General features: G+C 70.1%; 21 protein-coding genes. 9 read left to right on the top strand and 12 right to left on the bottom strand.

The features are described 5' to 3' along the window. Positions 1 to 159 precede the first annotated feature (159 nt). Entirely contained in the window at positions 160 to 3,153 is a 2,994-nt protein-coding gene (locus NRK68_RS33655; RefSeq protein WP_257857701.1) for an ATP-binding protein, read from the top strand. Between the two features lie 78 nt (positions 3,154 to 3,231). On the opposite strand, the gene NRK68_RS33660 is transcribed toward NRK68_RS33655, so the two are convergent. From NRK68_RS33660 to rpmG, 8 genes are all read right to left on the bottom strand, one after another. Then, the gene (locus tag NRK68_RS33660) at positions 3,232 to 3,699 is read right to left on the bottom strand and encodes an iron chaperone (protein WP_257857702.1); all 468 of its coding nucleotides are present in this window, start codon (positions 3,697 to 3,699) and stop codon (positions 3,232 to 3,234) included. Between the two features lie 201 nt (positions 3,700 to 3,900). Beyond that, the gene (locus NRK68_RS33665; protein ID WP_257857703.1) at positions 3,901 to 4,413 is read right to left on the bottom strand and encodes a protein-tyrosine phosphatase family protein; all 513 of its coding nucleotides are present in this window, start codon (positions 4,411 to 4,413) and stop codon (positions 3,901 to 3,903) included. A gap of 227 nt (positions 4,414 to 4,640) precedes the next feature. Beyond that, a complete protein-coding gene (locus tag NRK68_RS33670) occupies positions 4,641 to 5,045 on the bottom strand; it encodes a type II toxin-antitoxin system PemK/MazF family toxin (protein WP_257857704.1) in 405 nt (134 codons plus the stop codon). A gap of 118 nt (positions 5,046 to 5,163) precedes the next feature. After that, positions 5,164 to 5,847: a maleylpyruvate isomerase N-terminal domain-containing protein gene (locus tag NRK68_RS33675; protein ID WP_257857705.1), complete on the bottom strand. Its 684-nt coding sequence runs from the start codon at positions 5,845 to 5,847 to the stop codon at positions 5,164 to 5,166. A gap of 235 nt (positions 5,848 to 6,082) precedes the next feature. Beyond that, the gene (gene rpsR / locus NRK68_RS33680; protein WP_257857706.1) at positions 6,083 to 6,319 is read right to left on the bottom strand and encodes a 30S ribosomal protein S18; all 237 of its coding nucleotides are present in this window, start codon (positions 6,317 to 6,319) and stop codon (positions 6,083 to 6,085) included. A 77-nt stretch (positions 6,320 to 6,396) separates the two neighbouring features. After that, positions 6,397 to 7,539, bottom strand: coding sequence for a CobW family GTP-binding protein (locus NRK68_RS33685; protein ID WP_257857707.1), 1,143 nt, complete (start codon positions 7,537 to 7,539; stop codon positions 6,397 to 6,399). Continuing rightward, positions 7,536 to 7,784: a type B 50S ribosomal protein L31 gene (locus NRK68_RS33690; RefSeq protein ID WP_257857708.1), complete on the bottom strand. Its 249-nt coding sequence runs from the start codon at positions 7,782 to 7,784 to the stop codon at positions 7,536 to 7,538. The genes NRK68_RS33685 and NRK68_RS33690 overlap by 4 nt, the downstream gene beginning before the upstream one ends. A gap of 44 nt (positions 7,785 to 7,828) precedes the next feature. Continuing rightward, positions 7,829 to 7,993 (bottom strand): 50S ribosomal protein L33, encoded by a 165-nt coding sequence (rpmG, locus tag NRK68_RS33695; protein ID WP_030772340.1) that lies wholly within the window; start codon positions 7,991 to 7,993, stop codon positions 7,829 to 7,831. A gap of 67 nt (positions 7,994 to 8,060) precedes the next feature. On the opposite strand from rpmG, the gene rpmB reads away from it, so the two are divergent. Both rpmB and rpsN read left to right on the top strand, forming a co-directional pair. Continuing rightward, complete coding sequence (gene rpmB, locus NRK68_RS33700) at positions 8,061 to 8,297, top strand: 50S ribosomal protein L28 (RefSeq protein ID WP_257857709.1); 237 nt, start codon at positions 8,061 to 8,063, stop codon at positions 8,295 to 8,297. After that, complete coding sequence (gene rpsN, locus NRK68_RS33705) at positions 8,297 to 8,602, top strand: 30S ribosomal protein S14 (protein ID WP_257857710.1); 306 nt, start codon at positions 8,297 to 8,299, stop codon at positions 8,600 to 8,602. The genes rpmB and rpsN overlap by 1 nt, the downstream gene beginning before the upstream one ends. A gap of 440 nt (positions 8,603 to 9,042) precedes the next feature. Here the strand turns inward: rpsN and NRK68_RS33710 are convergent, their stop codons facing one another. Then, on the bottom strand, positions 9,043 to 9,624 hold the full coding sequence (locus NRK68_RS33710) for a hypothetical protein (RefSeq protein ID WP_257857711.1): 582 nt from the start codon (positions 9,622 to 9,624) through the stop codon (positions 9,043 to 9,045). Positions 9,625 to 10,085: 461 nt separating this feature from the next. On the opposite strand from NRK68_RS33710, the gene NRK68_RS33715 reads away from it, so the two are divergent. Next, positions 10,086 to 11,018 (top strand): class I SAM-dependent methyltransferase, encoded by a 933-nt coding sequence (locus tag NRK68_RS33715; protein WP_257857712.1) that lies wholly within the window; start codon positions 10,086 to 10,088, stop codon positions 11,016 to 11,018. Between the two features lie 268 nt (positions 11,019 to 11,286). Here NRK68_RS33715 and NRK68_RS33720 read toward each other — a convergent pair whose 3' ends face one another. Both NRK68_RS33720 and NRK68_RS33725 read right to left on the bottom strand, forming a co-directional pair. Then, positions 11,287 to 11,583, bottom strand: a complete 297-nt coding sequence (locus tag NRK68_RS33720; protein WP_257857713.1) for a hypothetical protein — start codon at positions 11,581 to 11,583, stop codon at positions 11,287 to 11,289. Positions 11,584 to 12,272: 689 nt separating this feature from the next. After that, on the bottom strand, positions 12,273 to 12,905 hold the full coding sequence (locus NRK68_RS33725) for a hypothetical protein (RefSeq protein WP_257857714.1): 633 nt from the start codon (positions 12,903 to 12,905) through the stop codon (positions 12,273 to 12,275). 425 nt (positions 12,906 to 13,330) lie between these two features. Between NRK68_RS33725 and NRK68_RS33730 the strand changes: the two genes are divergently transcribed. The 4 genes from NRK68_RS33730 to NRK68_RS33745 all read left to right on the top strand — a co-directional run bounded on the left by NRK68_RS33730 (position 13,331) and on the right by NRK68_RS33745 (position 16,541). Continuing rightward, entirely contained in the window at positions 13,331 to 14,659 is a 1,329-nt protein-coding gene (locus tag NRK68_RS33730; protein WP_257857715.1) for a DUF4241 domain-containing protein, read from the top strand. Further along, positions 14,652 to 14,849, top strand: coding sequence for a hypothetical protein (locus NRK68_RS33735; protein WP_257857716.1), 198 nt, complete (start codon positions 14,652 to 14,654; stop codon positions 14,847 to 14,849). Before NRK68_RS33730 ends, NRK68_RS33735 begins: the two co-directional genes overlap by 8 nt. Before the next feature lie 156 nt (positions 14,850 to 15,005). Continuing rightward, positions 15,006 to 15,212, top strand: coding sequence for a hypothetical protein (locus tag NRK68_RS33740; protein ID WP_257857717.1), 207 nt, complete (start codon positions 15,006 to 15,008; stop codon positions 15,210 to 15,212). 864 nt (positions 15,213 to 16,076) lie between these two features. Further along, complete coding sequence (locus tag NRK68_RS33745) at positions 16,077 to 16,541, top strand: RICIN domain-containing protein (protein ID WP_257857718.1); 465 nt, start codon at positions 16,077 to 16,079, stop codon at positions 16,539 to 16,541. A gap of 263 nt (positions 16,542 to 16,804) precedes the next feature. Here the strand turns inward: NRK68_RS33745 and NRK68_RS33750 are convergent, their stop codons facing one another. Then, positions 16,805 to 17,590, bottom strand: coding sequence for an ATP-grasp domain-containing protein (locus NRK68_RS33750; RefSeq protein WP_257857987.1), 786 nt, complete (start codon positions 17,588 to 17,590; stop codon positions 16,805 to 16,807). 230 nt (positions 17,591 to 17,820) lie between these two features. Between NRK68_RS33750 and NRK68_RS33755 the strand changes: the two genes are divergently transcribed. Continuing rightward, positions 17,821 to 19,251 carry an SDR family NAD(P)-dependent oxidoreductase gene (locus tag NRK68_RS33755; RefSeq protein ID WP_257857719.1) on the top strand — a complete coding sequence of 477 codons (1,431 nt, stop codon included), beginning with the start codon at positions 17,821 to 17,823 and terminating at the stop codon, positions 19,249 to 19,251. The last annotated feature ends 137 nt before the right edge of the window (positions 19,252 to 19,388 follow it).

Raw genomic sequence — 19,388 nt, forward strand, 5'->3', positions numbered from 1 at the left:
CTCCTTGAAGTCATGGGCCGCGAACGGCCGTTCTGTTCCGTTCCGTTCCGTTCCGTGTGGGTCACAGCGTCTCGCGCGGCACGGTCGGCCGGCATCCGTGGCGACCACGGAGACGAGCACGGAGCGGGAGTACGGATACGCGTGCGACAGAATGGGGCCATGGGAGAAGCAGCGGAAATCTCGCCTCGCGAGGCCGAGGTGCTGGAACTGGTCGGGGACCATCTCAGCAACGCCGAGATCGGGGCACGGCTGTACATCTCGGTGCGCACGGTGGAGACCCATGTCTCCTCGCTGCTGCGCAAGTTGGATGTGCCCGACCGGCGGGCGCTGGCCCGGTGCGCGACCCGACGGACGAGGCCTGACCAGCAGCGCCCCGCGCCGGCGCTGCCGATGCGCCTCACCTCGTTCATCGGCCGGCAGAGCGAACGGGCTGCGCTGGCCACGATGCTCAAGGAGCACCGGCAGGTGACCGCTGTCGGCCCCGGCGGGGTGGGCAAGACCCGGCTCGCGCTGGCGGTGGCCGCGGATGCCGCCGATGAGTTCGCCGACGGGGTGTGGTTCGTCGACCTGGTCCCGGTCACCGACCCCGGCATGATCGCCACTGCGGTCGCCGAGGCGCTCGGCCTCGGTGAGCAACTGGGCCACGACATGGCCGGGTCCGTGGCCACCGCACTCGCCGACCGCCACGCCCTGCTGGTGCTGGACAACTGCGAGCAGGTCGTCGACGGGGCGGCGCTGTTCCTCGAGCGCTTGTTGGCCGCCTGCCCACAGGTGCGCGTGCTGGTGACCAGCCGCTCCCGGCTGATGGTGCCGTTCGAGCGGGTGTACCCGGTCCCGTCACTGTCACTTTCCCTGTCGTTGTCACCGTCGTCGGCCGACTACGGCGAGGGCGGAGATGACGGCGACGACAGCCGTGACCGCCATGACAGCAAGGGCACTGTCGCCGGCGGGTCGGACGCGGTCGCGTTGTTCATCGACAGGGCGACATCGGTGGGCCGGCCCCTCGATCCCGCACAGTACGAGCAGGTCGCCGAGATCTGCGCACGGCTGGACGGCATGGCACTGGCGATCGAGCTGGCCGCCGCCCGGTACGCCACCCTCGGCCTGGACGGCATCACCGCCGCCCTGGCTCACCCGCTGCGCATGCTCACCGGAGGCTCCCGCGCCCAGGACCGGCACCGCTCGGTCCGGGCGGCGCTGGACTGGAGCCACAACCTCCTGGAGCCGGCCGACCGGGCGCTGCTGCGCCGGGTGTCGGTGTTCGTGACACCGTTCACCGCCCAGGCGGCGGCAGAGGTCACCCGGCTCGACGCGGCGACCGTCGTCGACGGGCTGGCCCGACTCGCCGAACAGAGCCTGCTGGCCGTCACGTTCGCCCCGGACGGAACCCGCTATCGGGCGCTGGAAACCCTGCGCCAGTACGGGGCCGACCGCCTCACCGAGGCCGGTGAACTCCACGACACCCAGGCCCGGCACCTCCACTGGTGCCTCGCCCGAAGCGCCGAACTGGTGGAGCCACGAGCGGACTGGCGGGCCCGGTTCGACCGGGCGGCCGATGAACTGCGCGCCGCCCTCGCGTGGGCGGAGAGCCGTACGGAGCAGCGCGTGGACGCCTACCGTCTCGCCCGCGCCATGGCGGAACTGGCCTTCACCCGCCATCTGATCGCAGAGTCCCAGCAGCGGTACGAACAGGCCGCCGCGCTCGCCACCAATCCGGCCGATGCGGCGGCGATGTTCCGGCACGCGGCAGCCGTGGCCGCCTGCCGCCTGCACGGCGATGACATGCACCGCCTCAACCTCGCAGCCGCGGATGTCGCACGCGGGGCGGGCTACACCGTCGCGGCCGCCCGCGATCTGGCGGCCGCCGCCAGCAACGCGTACCGGTTCTCCAGCAAGTTCGTCACCCCGCTCCGGCCCGAGGAAGCCGACGCGCTCATCGCCGAGGCCCGGGAACTGGCCGGAACCGACCATTCCGCCCGGGCCGCGGTCGCTCTGGCCGAGGCCGGGCGAACCCTCACCCACGCGATCAGCACCACGCACACGCACAGCACTGGCGCCAGCATTGGCACTGGCACTGGCACTACCGACGCTTCCGACGGAGCGACGCACACGGCCGGCAGCAGCTCTGGCAGTCCCGGCAGCCCCGCCGTCCAGGAGGCCATCGCCTCCGCCGAACGAGCGGTCGAACTCGCCCACCTCGAAAAGGACCCGCTCGCGGAGTCCGCCGCGCTCGACACCCTTGCCGGTGCGCTGAGCTGGGCCGGGGACGCATTCGCGGCAGCGGCGACGGCTCGGCGCCGGGTCGAGTTGCTCGTAACCGTGCCGGACGGCTCGGACGCACCGTACAGCCCGTACGGCCCGGCCGGCACCCACGAGCTGATCGAGGCGCTCGGCGAGGCCACCGAGGCCGCGCTCGGCGTAGGCGACCTCCCGGGCGCCCGCCAGTGGGCGCGGCGACTCGCGGAACACCCGCAGCTGGCCGAGGTCGGCCACCGTGCCACGGGCTGGCTGCTCGTCGCCGACACACTGGCGGGCGACGCCGAACAGGCGCTCACCACCGGCCTGCGGTTCCGCGACGCCTGGCAGCGGGCCGGCAGCCCCGCCCGAGCGGTCCTTGGTCCGCCGGCGGCAGCGATGGCGACGATCCACGGTTTGCGCGACGACCAGGAAGCCCGGCGCGACTGGAGCGCGTTGCTCGCGCAGGTCGACCCCTCGCCATGGAACACCCACGGGTACGGTGCGGTCTTCGACGCGCTCCTCATGCTGCACCAGGGGCGGCCCGAGGCAGCCCTGGAACGAACGGCCCCCGAACCGGGCCAGGTACGGCAGTGGACCACCTGGATCTGGCTCCACTGGTACGTGGCACTACGCGCCGAAGCCTCCGTACTCGCCGGAGCCCCCGACGCAGCCGCCCGCCTGGCGAGAGCCCGGACCGCGGTGGCCGGCAACCCGGTCGCCACCGCCCTCGTGGAACGCGCGGCGGCACTGCTCGACGCCGACACGGAACGGCTGATCGCCACCGCGAGCGCGTTCGACGCCGCCGGCTGCCGCTATCAGTCGGCCCGGACCCTGACCCTCGCGGGCGGCGACCACGCCGCCCGCGGCGCCCGTGCCCTCACCGACCTCGGTCTCGCCCCGATGACCACCCCGTAGCCGGGCCACGCCGCAGCCTGCACGCACGACAGCGGCACCCCAGCCGGCCCGGACCGGCGTTAATTGCCGTCGGACGCTTCACGCCGCGCGCTTGACGAGTTCGGTGATCCGGGCCTCGACCTCGGGGGTTACTTCGGTCAGGGCGAAGCCGGCGGCCCACATGGGGCCGTCGTCGAGCTTGGCGAGGTCGCTGAAGCCGAGGGTGGCGTAGCGGGCCTTGAACTTCTCCGCGCTCTGGAAGAAGCAGACGACCTTGCCGTCCAGGGCGTAGGAGGGCATGCCGTACCAGAGCTTCGGGGAGAGGGCCGGGGCGTGGGCGGTGACGATGGCGTGGACGCGTTCGGCCAGGATCCGGTCGGAGTCCTGCATTTCGGCGATCTTCGCCAGTACGTCCCGTTCCGCCTCCGCCGCCTTTTCCGCGGCCGAGCCTCGGCGTGCGGCCTTCTTCTGCTCCAGGGCGTGTGCCTTCATCGCAGCCCGTTCCTCGACGCTGAAACCCTCGTACGTGCTGTTGCTGTTGCTGGCGGTGGTGGTGGTGCCGGCCATGGTCACTCCTTCAATCGCTGGTGCGATTCGGCCCGGTCTGCTGCTGCCGGGCCGATCGCCGTGACCACAGATTGCCCCGGCGAGACCGCGTACCGCCTCCGTGCCGGCCACGGAGAACACCACGGAGCCCCAACCCGGTGCCGACCCCCGACGGCTCCTCGGAACCGCCGCCGCGGCACAGAGGAGCGCAACGCGCGTGGTTCAGCCGAGCGTGTCGAGCCCGCTCAGGAGGTGAGCCACATGAAGCCCGGTGGTCAGGTACTGCTCGAAGGTCTCATTGTTGAGTGCCCGCGGCGATCGCCTCTGGCGGATGAGTCTGATGGCTGCGTCCGATGTGTAACCCAGCTCGATGAGAGACTGCGCGGTGACCAGCCCGGAGCGGTTGTAGCCGGAGTGACATCGCACGAGCACGGTACGGCCGTCTCGTAGAGCATGTGCCGCGGTACGGGCCAACTCCTGGATGGAATGGATCTGGCCGGCAGTGAGCGGACCATCGGGGAGTTCGGTGATCAGGTGCTGGACCGCCGGGTGCGGACCGTGGCCTGTGCGCGTGAATAGGCTGATGACCAGGTCGAACTCGTCACCTGCGACAGCCGGCTGAAGGCGGCCGGTGCCGTCGGTCCAGTAGTGTCCGCCCATCCAGAGTCCTGGGCTGATCTCGCTCCAGGGCTCGTCGGGCTCAGGGACATCGGGATTCCTCTGACGGGTCTTCACTTCGCTCCTTTTCGGGGACAACGGCGCCGTCGGGCAGCCGTGCTCCCGCCATCGCCCGACAGCACCGGTACTTCCTGACCGCCGAGGCGCGCCCGGCCTTCTGCGCAAGACGAAAGAACGCTGCTGCGCAGGCGCACCGGCGTGAGCGCAGCAGCCGGGTCACCGCGACACCCTCCGGATGGAGGCCGCTGACATCCGCACCTGGCGGGCCGCCCTTCCCGTTCCGCCTACCCGAGGCCCCCGAGACGCAGGGCGTCCCTCATCTCGCTGAGCTTCGCGGTCGTCTCCGGGGTCGCCTCCTGCGCCTCTTCGGCCAGGCGGAGCGCCTCCTCGATCTCATGGAGCTTCGCGGAGGTCAGGACGCCCGCCCGTTCGAGCAAGTCATCCTGGGAGACAGTGGTCAGCCACGTACAGGGGGTGAAGCCCGGGCGCCGGAACGCGAACCGCAGTACACCGTCACAGGGCAGTCCCTCCTCGGCACCCACGGCCACTTCGACGCCCAGGCCGCTGATGTCGACGCCCGCCGGGTCGACGACCTGCATCACCCGGATCCCGGACGTGCTGCCTCCCGACAGGACTACGGCCGGACGCCGTTCGCCGAAATCGACCCACCAGACTTCACCACGTCGCACGAGTCCTCCTGATCCGTACCAGGTGATCCCTACGATACGGCGGCAGACGTGCACACGCTGCGCGCCGCCCACCGGGTGATCCTGGTTCCTCGGAAGCGGGCGCGGGCGGGCGTCGAGGTCAGCCCAGGGCGAGCCAGCGCATGCCGAGCTGTTCCACCTGTACGGCCTCCGCTGCGTTCAGCGGCTCCCGGCCGGTGGCCTTGCGCAAAAAACGCGCCCGGCTCCACCCCAGCTCGTCGACGGCCGTGACATGTTCCGTGCCGAGGAGCAGCTCCGTCACGGCGTCCCCGGCGGCCGGGGTCAGCCAGGGCTTGCGTCCGAGTGCGTCGGCGAGGTCGAGACCGTGGACAGCGACCTCGACCACGCGGGTCAGGAGGAACTCCGACAGGAGCATGGCGTCGCCATGACGCGTACGTACGGTCCGGCCGACCCGCTGCACCCGGCACAGCTGGTCGACCCGCTGCCAGGCGGCGGCAAAGTCCCGGGCGAAGGCGGCGCCGTCGGCGGACCCTGCCGCGCGGTCCTGGGCCAATGCGATCCGACGGTCGTTGGTCCGGGGTGAGAACCGGTCGTCCGGGCGGTAGTACTCCGCTGCCGAGATCTCCGGCTCATCGGGTGCCGGTGCGTCCAGCATGCCCGGAAGCCAGTCGATCACCACACATACGTGTCCGAGCAGATCGAGCACGCTCCAGGGAGTGCAGCGCGTCGGAAGCTGCCAGTCGGCCGGGGAGAGCTCTGACATGGCATGGGTCAGGGCTTCGGCTTCCTGGCGGAAGGCTTCGAGTACTCGGTCCTGATGCACGCTGGTGTCGTTTCCCAACATCTTCTCCCACACGGAACGGCTCCTGACACTCCGGGTCCGGGGCCGAGCGGTTCGACTCCGCACGGCCACGACGTGCAACGTCTTCTGAGACCCTTCGGCTGCCGACACGCACGCCGCCGGGGTGCCGGTTGCGTCCGCCCGGCGAAAGATCGTCAAGACGGCCCGGCCGGCGTCGCGGTCCCGCGCACCCCGTGCCGGCACGCGGCCGTGAGTGCTAGCGGCTGCCGGCGTAGGGGAGCAAGGCCATTTCGCGGGCGTTCTTGATCGCCGCGGCGAGCTGTCGCTGCTGCTGCGCCGTGACCCGGGTGACGCGTCGGCTGCGGATCTTGCCGCGGTCGGAGATGAACTTCCGCAGCAGGTCGGTGTCCTTGTAGTCGATGTACGTGATCCGGGCCGTTTCGAGCGGGTTGGGGCGGGCCTTCAGCGGCTTGGGGGGCTGACGACGGGCCATGAGAACTCCTTGGGCTGGGGGATGCAGAGGTGCGGGACGGGGACAGAGACCCGTACGGGGGTGGGATGGGGAAGGTGTCAGGAGACAGGGTCGAGGAGCGAGTCGAAGGCCGCCGGCAGCCTTCGCCACGCCTCCCGCCCCGCCGCGTACTCGGCGTCGGTGAGCAGGCAGGAATCCAGGAGTCGTTCCAGCCCGTCCCGATCGAGTCCGGGGGAGGTGAAGACGAGGTGCTGGCAGCAGTCACCGTGTTCGGGATGCCAGTCGAGTGCGGCGGCAGCCCTGCGCATCGGCGGCACCATCTCCCAGGCGGCGTCGGGCAGGGAGGCCAGCCAGGGCCCGGTGTTCTCCACGCAGAGGGCGCCGCCGGCGGCGTCCCAGGCCAGCAGAGTGTCGGGACGGTCGGCGAGCCAGAACCGGCCCCGGCTGCGGGCGGCGGCACAGGAGAGGTCTTCCAGGGCGTCGAAGAGGCGCTCGGGGTGGAACGGCCGGCGCCGCTGCCAGACGAAGGTGGTGACTCCCGCTTCGTCGGCCTCCTGGGGAAGCCGGGCGCAGGCGGGGTGCTGCGCCGCCGCTGCCGTTTCCACGTCGAAGCCGGCGAACGCAAGACGGGCCAGTTCCCCGGACCCGGCCGGCACCTGGCGGGCAGTCGGATGCAGTTGGGAGAGCAGGGCGCGGTCCTCGTCGTCGGCGTCCTCACTTTCCACGAGGGCGAGCACGGGGGCGTACTCGAGCTGCCGGGCCCAGGTGTCTCCCACCGTCCGCCCGTCGGAGGCGGCCGCCGCGAGCCCGATGTCGGCCAGGTCGTCGCCGTTGGCGAGGCAGGGCAGTACGAGGGAGGGATCCACCGCGGTGATCACGCCGGTGAGGTCGAGTGCCGGGCGGCCGTGTCCGGCGATGACCTCGGCCATGGCCTTGGGTTCGACGGAGTCCCACAGTTCGACCACGGCCAGGCGTGCGCTACCGCTGTCGGCCAGCCGTAGCAGCTCGGGGACCAGGTCCTCGCGCAGAGCGCAGCAGGCGCAGTCGTTGGCGAGTGGCGTCTGCGTGCGGGAGAGCTCGCCCGATGCGTCCCTCACCACGCGCAGCACCGTGCCGGTGGGCGCGGCGGCCAGGTCGTGGTGGAGCGCGACGCTGCCGGGTACGGAGTGCAGCAGCCGCTCCACCACCTCCTTGCGGGCGTCGGAGTGGAGCCCGCACACGATGGCGACGGGCAGGGTCACGGCTTGCTCCCGTAGCGGCGCTCGAAGCGCTCGACTCGGCCGGCGGTGTCCAGGACGCGGGCGGTGCCGGTGTAGAAGGGGTGGCTCTGCGAGGAGATCTCCACGTCGATCACGGGGTAGACCTGGCCGTCCTCCCACTCGACCGTCTTGTCGCTGGTGGCGGTGGAGCGGGTGAGGAATGCGAAGTCGGCGGCCTTGTCGCGGAAGACGACAGGGCCGTAGGCGGGGTGGATTCCGGGCTTCATGATGCTGTCCTTCTGGGATGGAGTGCAGTGGCCGGTGGTGCGGTTCAGCGCTCTTCGCGGAAGTCGACGTGCCGGCGGATCACCGGGTCGAACTTCCGCAGCACCATCCGGTCCGGATCGTTTCGCCGGTTCTTGCGGGTGACGTAGGTGTAGCCGGTGCCCGCCGTGGAGCGCAGCTTGATGACCGGGCGTACTTCGTTGCGTGCCATGGCGCTACTATATGGGAATGATTTCCATTATCGATACCGCCTCCGCGGTGGAGAGGCAGGCCAGCCTGTGTCCGCACACTGCCAACTGACCGGAGCCAAGCCGGGATTCGGCAACAACATCTCCCACTCGCACCGGCGTACGTCCCGCCGCTTCGACCCCAACATCCAGAGCAAGAGGTACTGGCTGCCCAGCGAGAGCCGGCACGTCCGGCTCACGCTCAGCGCCAAGGCCATCAAGACCGTCGACAGCATCGGCATCGAGGCCGCGGTGGCACGGATCCGCGCACGCGGGGTGAAGGTCTGATGGCCAAAGCGAGCAAGATCGGGCAGAACGAGAAGCGCAAGGCCACCGTCGAGCGGTACGCCGCTCGGCGGGCGGAGCTGAAGGAGATCATCCGGAGGCCCTCCACCACCGGGGCCGAACGGGAAGCGGCCATGGCCGAACTGCGCAAGCAGCCGCGCAACGCGAGCGCGACCAGGGTCCGTAACAGGGACAGCGTCGACGGTCGGCCCCGCGGGTACTTCCGGAAGTTCGGCCTGTCCCGGGTGAGGCTGCGGCAGCAGGCGCACGCCGGATTCCTCCCCGGAGTCACCAAGTCGTCCTGGTAGCAGGCACGTCGACAGAGGGACACCGAAACGGCCCACACCCGCGACAGGGTGTGGGCCGCGTGCCACCGCGCCCACCGGGTGGGCCGGCCGTGCCGCACGCCCCCGGAACAGCCACGCCGTTGGTACCGCTGGTGGCTCTGTACCGCCGGGCTGGCCGGCTCGCGGGCAGCCTGGCCACGGCCTGCCGCACCCCACACACACAGGGCCGCCGCCACGGCGAACGCCACCCCGACCGCCACCGCGACCACGACCGCCACCGACCCCGAGACCTGGGCACCTGCGCACCACCTTCGCCACGGGTACGCAGGCCTCCTTGAGGTGGGCCTCACGGGCGACCGCGGCACGGCTCTGGCGTGGGGGCTGTCGCCGGAGTCTGAGTCTGCATACTTCAGCAATCCTCGCGCTTCAGCACTCGCGGCCGGCCGGCCCTGATCGAGAGGTCAGCCGATGCGGACGGTGATCTCGGGGAGGGGGATGTCGGCGAGGTTCAGCTGGAGCCCGGTCAGGGTCAGATAGGTCTGCGAGTCGGTCAAGCCGGAGGTGGGGGAGGGCGCCTGGCTCGTACCGCGCGTGCTCACCAGCAGGTACCAGCCCCCGCGCTTGTAGCTGCGGGAGGCGTTGGGCCGGTCGCCGTTCGGGTTCAGCGTCCAGCCCTGGCGCTCCAGATCCGCGCAGATCGCGTCCATCTCGGACTGCGCTGCGGCCTTCTCGCGGACGGCCACCCAACTCGTCCTGTTCATGTTGCCGCCGGCTGCGATGGCCGGGCGGCCCTGCTCCGCGTCGAGTCCCGCCGCGCTGACCGCGGTCCGGATCACCTCGTCCACCGCCTCCCGCGTAAGGGGCGGTGACGTGGACTCCGGCGTGGGCGCCGGCGCGGACGGCGACGGTATGGGTGCGGGCGCCCCGAGGTGGATGCGCCCGTCGTCCGCTATCTGTATGTGGTCCGGCAGGACCACGGCGCCCAGACTCGCGACCAGCGTCGCGCCCATCCCGATCCACACTCTCTTCAACAGCTCGTTCAACGCGAAAATCCCCCCGAGTGATCATTCAGAGGGAGTTTCACACATACTGCTCGGCACGCGTACTGCTCGGCACGCGGAGCGCTTTAAGGACGGACCGGCGGCCGGGGCTCTGGGCGAGTGGACGCTGCTCACGGCCATCACCCGCGGCGAGCCCGGTCCGCCGAGGGGCTCACCGAGCCGTCGGACGGATCCCAGCGCGCCGCCGTCCCACGCCCGGCCGGGTACGAGGCGCCGTAGTACCTGCTCGCGACCGCCGCCGCCCCCCCCGGGCGCGTCCGAAACATCGCTGTCGAGCGGCGGCGCCGCCGGACCGAGGTCTGAACACACGAGGTGCACCGACCGCAAATCACAGGCAGATCTCGCTCACATCTCGTCACACGTCCGTTCAGGGCTTAGGGTGCCGTTACCCGGCCGGGTATCAGAGTGAAAACCGATGCCACTCCGCTGGAGGATGACTCTCCGTGTCGCACGTTTCACAAGCTTCCGTCACCACCCCCGACGGTGAGCCGGCCCCGCTCGTCCCCACCGCGTACAGCGAGGTCAAAGGGTGGTTCTCGGCGTATGACCAGGTGCTCTTCGACTGGTTCCTGACACGCCAGAACAGCGATGAGGGGCAGCCGGGCGACCTGCTGGAGCTCGGTGCCTTCATGGGGAAGAGCGCGATCTTCCTCGGACGGTACCTCCGGCCCGGCGAGGAGTTCACCGTCTGTGACCTCTTCGACTCGCCTGCGACGGACGACTTCAACATCGCGGAGAACCGCAGCTCCTACCCCACGCTCACGCGGCGCGGCTTCGAGACGAACTACCTGGCCTTCCACGAGGCGCTGCCTACGCTGATCCAGGCCCCCACCTCGGTCGTCGCCGACGAGGTCAAGCCGACGAGCTGCCGATTCGTGCACGTCGACGCCTCGCACCTCTACGAGCATGTCGTCACGGACATCGCGTCCTCGCGTCTCGTAGCGACCCCGGATGCCGTGGTGGTCTTCGACGACTACCGCTCCGAGCACTGCCCCGGCGTCGCCGCCGCCGTCTGGACCGCCGTCGTCACGGGCGACCTGCACCCCATCTGCGTCTCGGGCTCGAAGCTCTACGCGACCTGGGGCGACCCGGAGCCCCACCAGGCGGCACTGCTCGCGTGGCTGGAGGAGCGCTCCGACCTCTGGCACGGCGTGGACGTGATCGACGGCCGCCCCCTCGTACGCATCGGGGACCAGGGCGTGGTCGCGCCGACACCCCCGCAGCCGCTGCACCCCGCGCCGCAAGCGGAACCGGCGCCGGTCCCCGTTGCCGTCCCGCGCAGGCCCGGTGCCCGCTGGCGCAAGCTGGCCAAGGACCTGCTCCCGCCCGTGGTCACCCGCGCGATCGTCGCCCGGAACCGCCGTCGCAGGGGCTGACACAGAAGGCTGAGAACACGACCGCACCCTCCGGACCGGATCCGCTCCAGAGGGTGCGGTGCGGTGCGGTGCGGCGCATGCGTGTCACACGCCCCGAGGTGTACCCGGGCCGACGGCCAGGTTCCGGCCCGCTGCCGGGCCTGTCTCGTCCTACGGGACTCACGGCTGCCTGCACGGAGAACGCCGCCGTGGCCGCGACGGCAAGGCCCAGCCCATGAGCTGTGCGTGCAGGTGGCTGCCCGGCAGACGGCAGTGGTGTTCCGCGGCTCTACCAGGCATGCCAGAGCACACCATGACGGTGACGGACCGGCGGCATGTCCGCGTCGTCAAGCTCGTGGCCGGCGCGGTGCAGTCCGCGGATCCACTGGGCGTCGAGTCGATCCTGGAGCCGGGCGCGGCGCTCGGCCGCTGCGATCTCGGCGGAAAACGAGCCCGTCCTGCAGTAGAGCACCATCCACTGCCAAGAGGTGACCCGACGCAGCGTCTCCGCCGGGACGGGACGACGGCCTTCGCGGGCGGCTCGCGCCAGTTCAGCATGTGCATAGCGCAGGTCGTACAGCGCCATGGACTCCGATGAGCCCGCTTGGACGCGGAGTCGCATGGGGGTCGTTCGGACAGTTCGGGACATCGGGAGCCTCCGTACGGCCCTCTGGGCTTTCCAGAGGCACCTACGGCGGGTGCGTAGTGGTCAGCACAACTCAGCCCCTTCGCTGCTCGCGACGATCCACCGACGGCACAGTAGTCGCGCGCGGACTTGGGGGCTGAGAGTTTCTCATCGCCCATGGTGCGAGGCTGAGGCGACAGGCGACAGGCGACAGGCGACAGGCGACCGCCCCCACGCCGCAGGCAGCAAGGCCGAACACAGGCCTGTGGAGCGGGAACGTGGGTGAAACGCCAACCGCCCGGCCCGCAATCCCGGAGGGGCCATCGCCAGGCGCAGCTGAACGTCGGCCGACTCGGCGTTGACGCCTGGACCAGGCGGCCACAGTGTGCGAGCAGGGGGCGGCGCGTCGTCCCGAGCATCGACGTGCTCAAGGGATGCGCCCGTTCCACCAGGTGTCGGACACCGACCCGGACATGCCTCCGCCGGTACGGGACGCCGCCTGTGCCGTACGCGACCACCTCTACGGTCCGGCACCTGCACCAGCACCTGGAGCGAACACGAACAGCGACCTGATCACCGCCGCCGGGCGGGCGCCCTCCATGCAGCCGCCCCGGTGCCCGCCCAGACGACCTCCAACCGTCCCCTCCACCTCAGTGGGTCAGCTTGGGGATCAGGGTCTGAAGAAGCTGCTGCATGGCCGCGAACGAGCCGTCGACCTCGGCATCGGTCATCGGGGGCTTCGGTTCGGCCTCGACCTTGCAGTCGAGGTTGCGGACACGAGCCTTCATCCCGACAGTGGGATGGTTCGACCCGCGGTAGCGGTAGGCCTGGTCCCCGAGACCGGATACCGCCTCCGGAGGGCCGTAGGGTGCTGCCCGGCCGAGCTCGAACCCCTCGATGGCCTTGGCAATGTCCTGCCACGCGCTGCAGAGGACGGTGACCTCGACCGTTCCCGTACCACCGCGAGACATGGACTGCTCGCACATGGAGCCGGAGACCACCTCGGGCTCGAGACCGGTGTTGTAGCCATCGCGCGCACCTTGAAGCTGAAACACCCCCGCGAATTCCTGGAAGTCGACGCGCTCGCAGAGAGACCTGGGCGCGGGATAGCCCCCCGGGCTGACCGTCACCGCACCGCCGCCGTCCAGCGACGGCCGGCTCGCAATCGGCGTGGGCGAAGCGTGGGAGCCACCCATGGCGATCGCCAACCTGATCAGCAGGCCGACGGCGACGAACGAGGCTCCGACCACTACCCAGATCTTGTTACGGCTCGTATCTGCCACGACGCCCCGTCCCCCTCCGCTGTCCCCCGACACCGACACCAGAACACTGCCCAGCACTGACATGGCATCAGCCGGCAGCGCACGGACTCATCCACCCGCGGAACCCCACGCGGCATCATGGGAGACGGCAGATCGTGCCTCGGCAGTTCCCGTCCGGTCAGGCCCCGTCGGCGTAGAGACCAGAGACAACGACGACACCGCAGCGACACCACAGACGCCGCTGTGCTGCAACCGCTGCAACCCCGTACCTCACGTCCGCAGGCCCCCGCACCAGGGAGCACCCGTGCCTCTCGGTGCCCGGCCGACGCGACGACCAGCCGGCCGACCGGCCTCATACCCGGCCCGGTAGGGCCGTTGTCATAGCGGGCGGTTACCTTGCAGATCAGGAACACAGTCAAGGCGAAGCGCAGGAGCGGGGAGCGGCAATGGTCGTCGAGGTGGGGTACGCGCAGGCGTGGGACCCGGAGGCGTGTGCGCCCTGGCGGCCGATCTCCGTCGAGGAGGCCCGGGAGCGGGATGCCACCGGACTTCCGTATGTGGTGGTGTACCGGGAGCCCGGCCGGGAGGCTCCGCTGGAGGTCCGGCTCGTCTCCTGGCGGGACCATTACGTCGGGCTGTGGGTTTACGACGCCCAGGGCCGCCGCGCTTACGACCTGGACATGCGGCTGCTGGACGAACCGTCGCGGCTGCTGCGCCGGTACACCGTCGCCTGGCACTACACCGACCCGGAGATGCCGGAGTTCGACGAGAAGTGCCCGCGCACCACCGTGGACCTCTTCCCGGACGGGAGAGGCCAACGGAGACAGGAAAACCAGGGGCAGGACGGGGGCGTATACGTCACCTCCCCGACCGTGGGCGAGGACGAGCGCTGGATGGACCGCCCGGCATTCGGGGAGTGGCCGCTCCTCTCGGCCCAGGTTCACGGGCTCGCCGAACCACCGACCTTCACGGCGGCTGATCCGGGGACGGGCAAGGGCGGGGGAGAGCCGTTCGAGCCCGGTGACGGAGAGGCTCCCGTCACGTGCTGGCGTGCGCCGCGCCCCGCACAGCCCGGGCCGATCAACGAGCTGTTCCGCCCCGGGGTGCGCGTGACCGACGGGTACCACCCCGAGATGACCGTCGTGGAACCGCGCCGGGTCGCCGGCCTGCGCGTACCCAGCGGGCTGCTGGCCGTCTCCGGCCCGGACGCCGACGAAGGCGACGGGCCGCGCATCACGGTCCCGGTCTCGCCCGGGGAGTACGTACTCGACGAGGCGTGCGTGCGCTACAGCTACCACTGCGAGTGGCGGAACGCCGAGGTCACGACCACGTCCTGCACGGCCGTCCGCCTCCTCGTCAGTGAGACCCCTGCCACGGCCTGGGAGATGGCCCTCGCCCCGGACGACGATCCCCGGTTGTTCATCGAGAACCAGATAGCCGGCTTCGACACCGACGGCGCCACCGGCTGCTTCGCCGACGCCGGGGCCTGGGAGCCGCTCGTCGCGCTCTACGAGCGGGGGCTGATCCAGGGAGAGCCGGACCTGGACGGGTACGAGGACCTCGACGACGGTTCCCTCTTCATGCAGCACACCTGGGACGAGGCCTCCGGCGGCGAACTCATGGCCTTCGCCACGACCGGGGACGGCACCTACCCCGTGTGGGTCGGCCGTTCCGACGTCGGTGAGGTGGTCGCGGTTGTGGTGCTGCTGGAAGGAATGCCCGAGGTGCTCGCGGAGCGGGACGCAGCAGACGCCGATGCCGATGGAGATGCCTGACACGACGTACGTGACGTTCGACGAGTCCTGGGACGCGACGTCCCGTACGGGCGGTCGCGCCCTCTCCCGCGAGGAGGCGCGCGCCCGGGATGCCACCGTCCCTCCGTACGCGGTGATCTATCACGTGCCGGGCCGTGAAGTCCCGCTCGGGGCGTGGGTGGTGGCATGGAAGCCCTCGCGCGGTGCCTGAACACCGTGACGTGACCCTCCGCAGCACGGAGTTCCTCACGTATGGTGCCGCCGCCGTGAACTTCTGTTCGGTACCGGCCACGAACGTGCAGGTCATCGGCCCGCACGTACTGACCGCTGACGCGCCCAGCAGGCACGGGGCACCGTGGATGTCACCGTGACCAACGCCAACGGCCCCAGCCCGATCACCGCCGCAGGCCGCTTCACCTACGACCCGGCCACCACCGCGCCAGCCACCTTCGCCGCGATCTCACCAACGCCGATCAGCTCCGGCTGGAACACCACGAGCCCCGCACACGTCAACATCGGCGCACTCGACGGGGCTTGCGGCTTCGGCGTCGTGAAGACCATCCACAGCGCGTGACAGGCGCCCAGCCCGTCGGTCCCACCGAGTTCTGGGGCGCGGCAGCCTCGGTGGCCATCCCACCCAACGGCGACACCACGCCGACTTGCAACCACCACCGACGCCGCCGGCAACACCTCCACACCGCAGAGCGACCCCGTACGGCTCGACCCCGCAGGGCCGCGGGCGATGCCACGGACACCGTCAAAAACCCGTGGACCAAGAGCGACACCTGCAACGTCGCGTACCGGATCCGCCGGCTCTACGGCCCCAGCCGCCCGGCCCGTCTGCTCGGCCCAGTCGTGATCAGCCTGCGGATCCTCGACGCGAACGGCAGCAACCTCGCCGGCTCGAACATCACGTTGACGGCCGATCGCATCGTTGGCCCGGTCACCAGGCCTGCCAAGGCCGGTTCGGCTACACCCCACTCCTGTCCGCCTACGGCTCGCCTACGGCTTCCCCGTGAATGCCCAAGGCCCAGGCCTGCCCGCGGAAACTGCAACCTCGAATGCACCAACAGCCGAACTCACACCACGACCCACGTGGCACCGTTCACCCTGCGCTGAGTCCCAGGCGCCAGGCGCCTGCGCCTGCAGGCGCCCTGGCCGGGCCGGGCAGGCTGCGAGCGCCTCTGTCGTTGCGCAGTGATCACCACGGCGCCTTCGCTTTCAGGCTGATCGTCTGGTGTGCGCTCGACGTGATTCGGTCATCGACTCCAGGAACGGCACACGGGGCCGTCCGCGCGCTCTAGCCTTCGATTGAGTGCTGCTTCCGCAGCGCGTGTGACGAAATGGGGAGAGTTCTGACATGGGATCCGTGTATTCGTTAGCCCTCCGCGCCGGTGTTGCCGTCGGCGCGGCACTGTCGATGGCGGGCTTGGTAACCATGCCTGCCCAGGCCGTCCCCGGAAACTCCGGCAGCGCGGTGTCCGTCGCCACGCAGAACAAGTGGGCGAACATCGGTACCGGCAAATGCCTGGACGTGAGGGCCGGATCCCTCAGCGATTCCGCGATCATTCAGCAGTTCAGCTGCAAGAACGAGCTGCACCAGAGGTTCTGGACCGAACCTCTCCTCGGCGAGCCGTACACCTTCATCACCCCGGGGCACGCGGCGCTGATGTGCGTCCAGCCGACGACTCTCGACTCCCACGGGGTCATCGTCCAGCGGAGCTGCACCCACACCGACGGCCAGAAGTGGCAATTCGTCTGGCAGAACGGCGGAGCCCTGATCAAGAACAAGGTCAGCGGACTCTGTCTCGCGGACGCCGGCATGCCCAACGGCAGCCGGCGCGAGGTCCGGCAGCTGCCCTGCACCGGAGAAGCCGGCCAGCTCTGGCTCAACCGGTCCTAGCGGCCGGCTTCCGGCCGGCGCGGACGCGGTCGTCCTCACCTGCGGCCGAGCCACGCCGATCCCGCACGCGGAGCCCGGCCGAGACCGTACTCACCTCGGCCGCGCTCCGTACGGGGCGGCGCGCCCATCGTTGAGTACCTGACCGGCAGATCCGAACCGTGGCCTCCGGATTCTGTCGTGCGGCTGCCGCTCACCCGCCGCTGCGCCAGGGGACGGGCCGCCCCGCCAGGCACTGCCAACTGCCACTGCCGCGTGAGGAGTCCTCAGTGCCGCACGAACGATTGATCCTGCGGCCGCACCCGATCGCGAGGCCCTGCCGCCCGCAGCACCACGTCCAGCACCCGCGCCGGGTCCGCCGCGTACGCATGTGAGAACCACGCCATATTGGCCTCCACCACAGCCCACTGGTGGCCCGAGCGGTACGGATCGAGCAACTGCCCGACGTCCACAACGACGGCGCTCGGCAAGGCCACCCCGGACGCAGCGACCAGACGGTCGACGAACTCGACAATCTCCGAAGCTTCCGAGGCTCCCGGGGCAATGACCCCGTTCCTGTCGAGCGGGAGCGGAAGCGGGAGCGGGTCGAGGCGGCCGAACACCGCGTAGCGACTGCCTGCGACGATCTGCCCGTCAAGCAGGAACAACCGGTACTCGGCGGCGAAGGTCACCACCTCTGAAAGCAACGCTGGCGTCGCGGGGTCCAGATCGGCGGGCAGCCGGGAGCCATCGCCATAGACAGCAGCCGGAAAGGACTTGTCCCGTGGTGGTTTGACGAATGTCGGCCGCTCGACCGCCCGGGCATCCGCGACCGTCCCGACCCGCACCTCCCGCCCGGTGAATTCCTGCGGCAACCGGACAAGCCAATCATCCGCCGGTTCGAGCAACGCGAGCCCAAGCCGTCCGGCCAACCGAGCCCCCGCCGTCGGCCCGCCGTACCAGTAGGCCGGTCCGCAGGCCGGTCCCCGTGCCGGTTCCATGGCTGCGCTCACTTCCTCCGCCGCACGAACCATCATCCCGCGCCTCGCAGCCTCGATGGCCAACAGCTCCATCGTCGACGTCCGCCGCCCAGGCATGACCAGCACCGTAACCCTCCTCCACAACTGAGAAGCCACCAGGCTAGATCCCTCTCCTCCCGGCCGCACCCGGGTATCCGGCGTCGTGGCGCAGGAACAGGCCAGGCCAAGTCCGGTGGGCGATCACGCACCCAGACCGAGGCGTCCACACACTTCACGTTGAGAATGGGCAGGTGAATTCGAAGACGTGTATGGATAGCGAGTCGGTGGAGAACCTGCTGGCCCTGCTGCAGCAGGCCGCCCAGCTGCCGGCGCAGGACGCTCAGCGGCGCCGGATCGAAGGAGCCGCCAAGAAGCTTGTCCGGAGCGGTCGCCGCGACCGCAGGGCCCAAGCACGTGTACGCGACCGGGAGATCGACGCCGCACTCCTCGCCGCCACCGCAACCGGAGCGGGCGACCGGACCATGGACACAGCCCTGTCCACGCACTCGACCGGCCCGCGGCTCCTGACAGAAGCCGGACGCAACCCCGAGCAGTCGCCTGCAGACGGGTCATCAAGGTTCGCCGCGCGGAATCCGGCGGCGGCCCTCGGAACCTTGCGCCGCGGGCAGCGCTGCTACATCTGCAAAGATCATTACCGGGAAGTGCATCCCTTCTACCACCAACTGTGTATGCCCTGCGGCGCCTTCAACCTCGAACAGCGGAGCGCACGTACCGACCTCACCGGGCGCCGCGCGCTGCTGACCGGCGGCCGCGTCAAGATCGGCCACGAACTCGCCCTGATGCTGTTGCGTGATGGCGCCGACCTGACGGTCACCACCCGCTTCCCGCGTGACGCCGCTGCCCGCTTCGCCGCCGCCCCGGACCGTGACCGCTGGTGGAATCGACTGACCATAGCCGCGCTCGACCTGCGGGACCCGCGTCAGGTACTGGCCTTCACCGACCAGGAGCTCGACCGGGGCCGCCCGTTGGACATCCTCATCAACAACGCCGCGCAGACCCTGCGCCGTGCACCCGAGGCATACGCGGCCCTGGCCGCCACCGAGGCTGCCGGGCTGCCGGCCGCACGTCACTGGGTGGCTCCCGGCTTCGTCGTGCCCGGCAGTCCGCCCCTGGCGCTGTCCGCCTCGGGCTCTTCGGTTTTGTCGGCGTGTGGTGTGTTTGTTGGTGTGGGGGGTGTGGTGGATGCGGCGGGGTTGTTGCCGGATTTGGCTGCGGGGAATTCGTGGACTGTTCGGTTGGGCGGGGTTGGTGCTGCGGAATTGATCGAGGTGCAACTTGTCAATGTGGTTGCCCCGTTTCTGCTGGCGGATCGTCTGTTGCCGCTGTTGGAGTTGTCGCCGTGTCGGGCTCGTTACCTGATCAATGTGTCTGCGGTGGAGGGTCAGTTCGGTGCGCTGAACAAGTCGCCCGGTCATCCGCATACGAACATGGCGAAGGCTGCGTTGAACATGCTCACTCGTACCAGTGGTGCTGATCTCGCCGCGCGGGGGATTCACTGTTGTTCGGTGGATACCGGGTGGGTCACGGATGAGAAGCCGGCGGCGGCTCGTGCGCGGCACGCGGCGACCGGGTGGCGGCCGCCGTTGGATGTCGTGGACGGCGCGGCGCGTGTTTACCATCCGATTCGCGAGGGTGAGGCGGGTCGGCCTCTGCATGGGGTTTTCCTGAAGGATTACCGTTCTGCGGCCTGGTAGCGGCGGGGGACACGAGCGGGTCATGGGGAGGACCTGCGGTTGTCGGGCGCCGTCCTGCGCAAGCCGGTGGCCGTGAGGGTCTGGCGGGCGAGGTGGTCCTGCTGTGCGGGTGCCGGTCGCCTTGCTGGGGCTCAGTG

This window comes from Streptomyces yangpuensis (assembly GCF_024666385.1).
GTDB lineage: Bacteria > Actinomycetota > Actinomycetes > Streptomycetales > Streptomycetaceae > Streptomyces > Streptomyces yangpuensis.

What these genes read in the sequence shown, in the direction of transcription:
- NRK68_RS33745 (WP_257857718.1), top strand. Translation starts at nt 16,077, where the DNA reads ATGCCTGCCCAGGCCGTCCCCGGAAACTCCGGCAGCGCGGTGTCCGTC.
- NRK68_RS33660 (WP_257857702.1), bottom strand. Translation starts at nt 3,699, where the DNA reads ATGGCCGGCACCACCACCACCGCCAGCAACAGCAACAGCACGTACGAG.
- NRK68_RS33730 (WP_257857715.1), top strand. Translation starts at nt 13,331, where the DNA reads ATGGTCGTCGAGGTGGGGTACGCGCAGGCGTGGGACCCGGAGGCGTGT.
- rpsN (WP_257857710.1), top strand. Translation starts at nt 8,297, where the DNA reads ATGGCCAAAGCGAGCAAGATCGGGCAGAACGAGAAGCGCAAGGCCACC.
- rpsR (WP_257857706.1), bottom strand. Translation starts at nt 6,319, where the DNA reads ATGGCCCGTCGTCAGCCCCCCAAGCCGCTGAAGGCCCGCCCCAACCCG.
- NRK68_RS33655 (WP_257857701.1), top strand. Translation starts at nt 160, where the DNA reads ATGGGAGAAGCAGCGGAAATCTCGCCTCGCGAGGCCGAGGTGCTGGAA.
- NRK68_RS33750 (WP_257857987.1), bottom strand. Translation starts at nt 17,590, where the DNA reads ATGGAGCTGTTGGCCATCGAGGCTGCGAGGCGCGGGATGATGGTTCGT.
- NRK68_RS33720 (WP_257857713.1), bottom strand. Translation starts at nt 11,583, where the DNA reads ATGGCGCTGTACGACCTGCGCTATGCACATGCTGAACTGGCGCGAGCC.
- NRK68_RS33735 (WP_257857716.1), top strand. Translation starts at nt 14,652, where the DNA reads ATGCCTGACACGACGTACGTGACGTTCGACGAGTCCTGGGACGCGACG.
- rpmG (WP_030772340.1), bottom strand. Translation starts at nt 7,993, where the DNA reads ATGGCACGCAACGAAGTACGCCCGGTCATCAAGCTGCGCTCCACGGCG.
- NRK68_RS33690 (WP_257857708.1), bottom strand. Translation starts at nt 7,784, where the DNA reads ATGAAGCCCGGAATCCACCCCGCCTACGGCCCTGTCGTCTTCCGCGAC.